General features: G+C 74.7%; 6 protein-coding genes. 3 read left to right on the forward strand and 3 right to left on the reverse strand.

Annotated features, from left to right (window positions below; translation table 11 throughout):
• The first annotated feature begins 110 nt into the window (after positions 1–110).
• Both PAI11_RS10175 and PAI11_RS10180 read left to right on the forward strand, forming a co-directional pair.
• Complete coding sequence (locus tag PAI11_RS10175; protein WP_007573944.1) at positions 111–2,051, forward strand: hypothetical protein; 1,941 nt, start codon at positions 111–113, stop codon at positions 2,049–2,051.
• An 11-nt stretch (positions 2,052–2,062) separates the two neighbouring features.
• Positions 2,063–2,296: a hypothetical protein gene (locus PAI11_RS10180; RefSeq protein WP_007573946.1), complete on the forward strand. Its 234-nt coding sequence runs from the start codon at positions 2,063–2,065 to the stop codon at positions 2,294–2,296.
• 69 nt (positions 2,297–2,365) lie between these two features.
• Here the strand turns inward: PAI11_RS10180 and PAI11_RS10190 are convergent, their stop codons facing one another.
• Both PAI11_RS10190 and PAI11_RS10195 read right to left on the reverse strand, forming a co-directional pair.
• Positions 2,366–2,716, reverse strand: coding sequence for an arsenate reductase family protein (locus tag PAI11_RS10190; protein WP_007573949.1), 351 nt, complete (start codon positions 2,714–2,716; stop codon positions 2,366–2,368).
• The gene (locus PAI11_RS10195; protein WP_007573950.1) at positions 2,716–3,531 is read right to left on the reverse strand and encodes a crotonase/enoyl-CoA hydratase family protein; all 816 of its coding nucleotides are present in this window, start codon (positions 3,529–3,531) and stop codon (positions 2,716–2,718) included. The genes PAI11_RS10190 and PAI11_RS10195 overlap by 1 nt, the downstream gene beginning before the upstream one ends.
• Positions 3,532–3,669: 138 nt before the next feature.
• Here PAI11_RS10195 and PAI11_RS10200 point away from each other — a divergent pair, with 138 nt between their 5' ends.
• Complete coding sequence (locus PAI11_RS10200; protein ID WP_007573952.1) at positions 3,670–4,719, forward strand: zinc-binding metallopeptidase family protein; 1,050 nt, start codon at positions 3,670–3,672, stop codon at positions 4,717–4,719.
• Between the two features lie 221 nt (positions 4,720–4,940).
• On the opposite strand, the gene PAI11_RS10205 is transcribed toward PAI11_RS10200, so the two are convergent.
• Positions 4,941–5,657: a SanA/YdcF family protein gene (locus PAI11_RS10205; RefSeq protein WP_007573953.1), complete on the reverse strand. Its 717-nt coding sequence runs from the start codon at positions 5,655–5,657 to the stop codon at positions 4,941–4,943.
• Positions 5,658–6,000: the final 343 nt, after the last annotated feature.

Genomic DNA, 6,000 nt, shown 5'->3' on the forward strand with positions numbered 1-6,000 from the left:
CACATCTGCACCGGATCTCGGATACGCTTCCGTAGGTACGGCAGCGTAGGGAGTGGCGGACCGGGTGGTCCGCGACCGGCCGAACGACCACCGCAACGGAAGACCCTCGAATGACCTCGCTCCTCGCCCAGGCGGCGACCAAGCCCGTCGGCGGCGCGCCACTCGAGCAGATCGCGATCGTCGGCGTCGCGACGACCGTGATCACGCTCCTGACGCTGTGGGCGATCGTGGCCTACCGCGCCGGCGGCGCCCGACCACTGCGGTTCGTCGAGGGGATCGCCGAGCGCGTGCTCGGGATCCCCGGCTGGTCGGCCGTCCCGGCGATCGCCGGGATCGCCTTCATCGCGCTCGCGCTCTTCGGGGTCACCTGGGACGTCGCGCTGCACATCGACCAGGGCCGCGACGAGGGCCCGCTCGGGACCGCCGCCCACTACCCGATCCTGATCGGACTGCTCGGGCTCTTCCAGGCGGCGCTGCTGGCGATCGGGATGGCGCCGGCGAAGAAGGCCCGGGCCAGCCGCGCGTCGCTGCGGATCCGCGGGCTGTGGCCGGTGCCGGTCAGCGCCGCGCTGATGCTGGTGGCCGCCTCGCTCGCGTTCCTCGGCTTCCCGCTCGACGACGTCTGGCACCGGATCTTCGGCCAGGACGTGACGCTCTGGGGCCCGACCCACGTGCAGATGATCGGCTGCGCGATCCTCGGCGTCGTCGCCGCGGTGCTGCTGCTGGTCGAGGGCGCGCGGGCCGCCGGTCGCGACCTGCTGCACCCGCGCGGCGTGACGATGCGCCCGATCCCGGTCCTGCTCGGGGCGATCTGCCTGTTCGCCTGGGCGGTCCTGCTCGGCGAGTTCGACTGGGGCGTGCCGCAGTACCGGATGGTCTGGCACCCGCTGATCCTCGCCTTCGCCGCCGCCCAGGGCCTGGTCCTGGCGCGGCTCTGGGGCGGCCGCGGCGGCGCGCTGGCGGCGGTCGCGATCTACATCCCGGTGATGGGCGTGCTGAGCCTGCTGGTCGGCGGCCCGCTCGGGCAGTCGATGCCGTCGATGCCGCTGTTCATCGTCGAGGCGCTGGCGATCGAGCTGCTCGCCGTCCGCGGCGACTGGCGCCGGCCGATGCTGTTCGGAGCGGTCTCCGGCGCGGTCGTCGGCACCGTCGGCTTCGCGGCCGAGTACGGCTGGTCGCAGGTCGCGATGCCGCTGCCGTGGACCACGCACCTGCTGCCCGAGGGCGTCCCGACCGCGGTCGTGGCCGGGATCGCGGGCGGCGTCCTCAGCACCGTGATGGTCCAGGCGCTGCTCGGGTCCGCCCCGGCGCCGGTGGCCGGCGGTGGGCTGGCCGCCGCGCTGCGGCGTCCTCGGGTCGCCGCCAGCCTGGCCGGGATCGCCGTCGTGGTCCTGGCCGTCAACGCCCTCAGCGTCTCGACGCCGAGCGACGTCACCGCCACGATCACCGTCAGCGACGTCCGCGACACCGAGGGCCCCGGCTACGGCGGCGTCCAGCGGACCGGCAACCTCAGCGTCCGCTTCGACCCGCCGTCGATCGCCCGGGACGCCCACTGGGTGCAGGCGATGGCCTGGCAGGGCAAGGGCAGCTACGTCGACCGCCTGACCCGCCAGCCGGACGGCTCGTGGACCACCAGCGAGCGGGCCCCGCTGGCCGGCAACTGGAAGACGATGATCCGGGTCCACGAGGGCCGCACGATGCTTGCCGTCCCGGTCTACATGCCGGCCGATCCGGCGGTCGGGTTCGCCGGCCGCCCGGTCGAGCCGACGGTCACGCGGCCGATGATCTTCGACCAGAAGATCCTCCAGATCGAGCGCAAGGACGACGTGCCCGGCTGGATCTGGACCCCGGCGATCCTTCTCGTCCTGAGCATCGTCGCGCTGCTGATCGTCGCCACCGGGGTCGTGTCGGCGCGGCTCGGCCGGGTCGGACGGGCGACCGCCGCGTCGCCGGCCTCCGGGGCCGGGCTGCTGGCCGAGGTGGCCACCGCCGTCCTCGACCGGGCCGGACGCCTGCGCCACCACCCGCCGGCCTCCGGCGGGCACGTCTAGGAAGCACGTCGGTGCTCGCCGTCGACGCGCTGCCGGCGACCGTGACCGCGATCGTCACGGTCCTCGCCCACCACCTGAGCGGGCCGCTCGCGCTGGCCTTCGCGCTGCCGCCGATCCTGGTCGTGGCCGGCGCGGTCGTCCTGCTGCGCCGCCGCGAGCCCGGCGAGGTCGAGGAGTTCGACTGGGCCGACGACGAGGACGAGCGCGACGACGACCGCCTCGACGCGCAGCGGCCGGCGGCGTAGCGCGAGCGCGACGAACCGGTCGCCGGGCGACCGGAACGCCACCCCCGCCGTGCGGCGACCCGGGCGGCGTCAGTCCAGCAGCTCGAGCACCCGCTCGACCGGCCGCGCCAGCACGGCGCGGTCGCCGCGGACGACGACCGGGCGCTCCAGCAGCGCCGGGTGCTCGACCATCAGCGCGATCAGCTCGTCGGGATCGGTCTCCGGTCCCAGGCCGCGCTCCTTGACCAGCGGCTCGCGCTTGCGCAGCAGCTCGTGCGGCGCGACTCCGGTCTTGGCGATCAGGCCGCGCAGCTCGGGCTCGGTCAGACCGGTCACGTGGTAGTTCACCGACTCGACGTCGACGCCCCGCTCGACCAGCAGCGCGTGCAGCTTCCTGCAGGTGGTGCAGGTCGGCTTCTCGTAGACCGTCAGCGCGGCCATCAGTCGACGACCAGCTCGGGCGTGACGTACTCGCCCGGCTGCTTCGTGAACGCCGCGGTCGCGGCGGCCATCGCGTTCGGCGAGCCGATCAGCGCCTTCTGCAGCCGCGACTCGAGCAGCAGGCTGTCGGCGTCGTCGGCGAACCAGGCGTCGTTCAGCAGCCGCTTGCCGAATCGGGTGGCGTCGGGGGACTTGCCGGCGATCTCGGTGGCGAGCGCCAGCGCGGCCGCGCGCGGATCCTCGGCGACCTTGGTCACCAGGCCCAGCTCGCGGGCCTCCAGGCCGGAGATCACACGGCCGGTGAAGGTCAGCTCCTTGGCCACGTCCTGACGGACCAGCGGCGGCAGGGTGACGGCCAGGCCCATGTCGGGGATCAGGCCCCACTTGATCTCCATCACCGACAGCTTGGCGTCGGTCGCGGCGATCCGGATGTCGGCGCCGAGCGCGATCTGGAGCCCGCCGCCGAAGCAGTTGCCGTGGACGGCGGCGATCACCGGCGCCGGCACGCGGCGCCAGTCGTAGGCGACCGCCTGGTAGAGGTTGACCAGCTCGCCCTCGAGCCGCTGGTCGAGGTTGTCGGCCTGGGCCAGCGCGCCGCTCTGGACGGCGTCCTGGACGTCGAGGCCGGCGCAGAAGCTGGGGCCCTCGCCGGAGAGCACGACGGCCCAGACGTCGCGGTTCTCGCGCAGCGATGCCGCGGCGTCGCGCAGGGCCTGGAACATCGCGACGTCGAGGCCGTTGTGCTTCTCGGCACGGTTCAGGCGGACGTCTGCGACATGGTCGGTGATCTCGATCGTCACCCGCTGGTCGGACATGCCGACATTCTCGCGGGTCCGGGGCCGCCGCGCGTGAACGCCTGGCTGCCTGGCCAGTGGCGGCGCTCGATGTGACGTTCCGGTGGTCGTGCGGCCGCGACGTTCCGTCGAGCGGCGGCGACCGTCACCATCCCCGCCATGCGTGCCTTCGCTTGCACCGTCTGCGGCCGGTTGGTCACCTTCGAGAGCTCGCACTGCCTGCACTGCGGGTCGGCGCTGGGCTTCGACCCGGTGGCTCGCGAGGTCGTCGCCCTGCGGCCCGCGGACGACGGCGACGGCCTGATCGAGGTCGCCGCCGGGTCGCCGCGGCGCTGGCGCTGCGCGAACGCCGGCCTGGTCGGCTGCAACTGGCTCGCGCGGGAGCCGGGCGGCCTCTGCGACGCGTGCGCGCTGACGCGGACGCGACCCAGCGACGACGATCGCGAGGGGATCGAGCTGCTGACCGGCGCCGAGTCGGCCAAGCGGCGGCTGCTGTTCGAGCTGCGCGAGCTGGGCCTGCCGATCCGCGGCTGGCAGGAGGGCGCGGGCGGGCTCGGCTTCGACCTGCTCTCGAGCGCCGAGGACCACGTCGTCACCGGCCACGCCGACGGCCTGATCACCCTCGACCTGGCCGAGCAGGACGGCGCCCACCGCGAAGCCGTCCGCGAGCGCCTGAGCGAGCCCTACCGGACCGTCCTCGGCCACCTGCGGCACGAGGTCGGCCACTACCTGTGGACCGTCGTCGTCGCCGGGACCCCGCTGCTCGGCGAGGCGCGGAGCCTGTTCGGCGACGAGCGCGAGGACTACGCCGCCGCGCTGGAGCGCCACTACGCCGAGGGCGCGCCCGACGGCTGGCACGAGCAGCACGTCAGCGCCTACGCGACGATGCACCCGGCCGAGGACTGGGCGGAGACCTTCGCCCACTACCTGCACATCTGGGACACGCTGCAGACGGCGGCGGCCTACCGGGTCTCGGTCGACGGGCCGCTCGGCGTGCACGAGTCGGTGGCGGTCGACGCCGATCGGATCGTCGCGCCGGAGCCGGGGGCCTTCCAGGACGCGCTCGACCAGTGGCTGCCGCTGACCTACGCCCTCAACGCGCTCAACCGCAGCATGGGCAGCCCCGACCTGTACCCGTTCGTGCTCGCCCCGGCGGTCCTGGAGAAGCTGGTCTTCGTCGACCGGGCGGTGGCGGCGGCCGGGGGCTGACGGCGGGCGGGCGAGCGGCGGCCGGCGGCGTGACGAAGCGGTCGCTCGACGACCGGAACGTGACGGTGGGGGCTGGTGGGTCACGGTCGGCCGCCGGTGGTGTGACGAAACGGTCCTAGAGCGACCGGAACGTGACGGTGGGGGCCGCGGATGGCCCCCGACGGCGGTCTTCGGTGACGTTCCGGTCTCAGAACGACCGGAACGTCACAACGGGCGGGCGGTCAGCCGCCGGTCGTCGAGGCCGCCGGGGCGGTGGTGCCCGTCGGCGGGCTCGGGCCCCAGCTGGAACGGCCGTCACCGGTGATCGGGTGCGGCGGCCCGCCCCGGACGTCGCTGTCCAGCACCACGCTGCCGACCGCCTTGACGCGGGCGAGGACCTCGCGCAGGTCGCTCCGGATCGCCTGGGCGCCGTAGCCGTGGAGGTCGCTGGTGACGCCCTGGGCGTCGATCCCGGCGTCGCGCGCCAGGTAGAGCGCCCGCGCCATGTGGAACCCCTGCGTGACCACGATCGCGGTGCGGACGGCGAAGACCCTGCGGGCGCGGACCATCGACGCGCGGGTGTCGACCCCGGCGTGGTCGGTGAAGACCGCCGCCGGCGGGATCCCGGCTCGCAGCAGCGCGGTCCGCATCGTGCCGGTCTCGTCGTAGCGCCAGGCCCGGTGATCGCCGGTGACGAGGATCCGGTCGACCTTGCCGGCCCGGAACAGCTGCTCGGCGCGGCGGACGCGATCGTCGAGCATCCCGCTCATCTGGCCGTCCGGGTGGACCAGCGCGCCGAGCACGATCGCGACCTGGGCGTGACGGACGCCCCGGACGTCGTCGGTCGCGCCGTCGCCCTCGCTCAGGACGTAGACGTTGGCGGCCGCCACCAGCACGATCCCCAGCAGCACCAGCGTGCCGAGCCAGCGGACCGGGCGGAGGCGGCAGAGGGCACGCACGGTGGGGACGGTAGCCGGCGCCGGGCCGGAGCCGCGTCAGCGGCGGGGAGGGGCGGCTCGCGACCGTCCCGCTCGGCCCACCGTCGCCCCGGGGCGTGCAGGGTCGCTTGCAGGGCACGGCGGCGCAGCGCGGTCGGGCCGACGTGCCTCTACCGTCAGATGCTCGCGATGCACGAGTCCCGTCGTCCCCGCTCGACCCGTCCGTCCCCCGACCGTCGCCTCCGGCGACCGGACCCGGGGGACGACTTCGCGTGGGACGACGCGCCGCGCCCGCGCCGCCCGGTGTCCGGCGGCGACGATCGGCCGCCGCGGACCCCGCGCCGGCCGGCCGCCCCGGCCGCCG

This window comes from Patulibacter medicamentivorans, from assembly GCF_000240225.1.
Taxonomy (GTDB): Bacteria; Actinomycetota; Thermoleophilia; order Solirubrobacterales; family Solirubrobacteraceae; genus Patulibacter; species Patulibacter medicamentivorans.

Coding starts and splice junctions, on each gene's coding strand:
- PAI11_RS10190 (WP_007573949.1), bottom strand. CDS start 2,716: ATGGCCGCGCTGACGGTCTACGAGAAGCCGACCTGCACCACCTGCAGG.
- PAI11_RS10175 (WP_007573944.1), top strand. CDS start 111: ATGACCTCGCTCCTCGCCCAGGCGGCGACCAAGCCCGTCGGCGGCGCG.
- PAI11_RS10195 (WP_007573950.1), bottom strand. CDS start 3,531: ATGTCCGACCAGCGGGTGACGATCGAGATCACCGACCATGTCGCAGAC.
- PAI11_RS10200 (WP_007573952.1), top strand. CDS start 3,670: ATGCGTGCCTTCGCTTGCACCGTCTGCGGCCGGTTGGTCACCTTCGAG.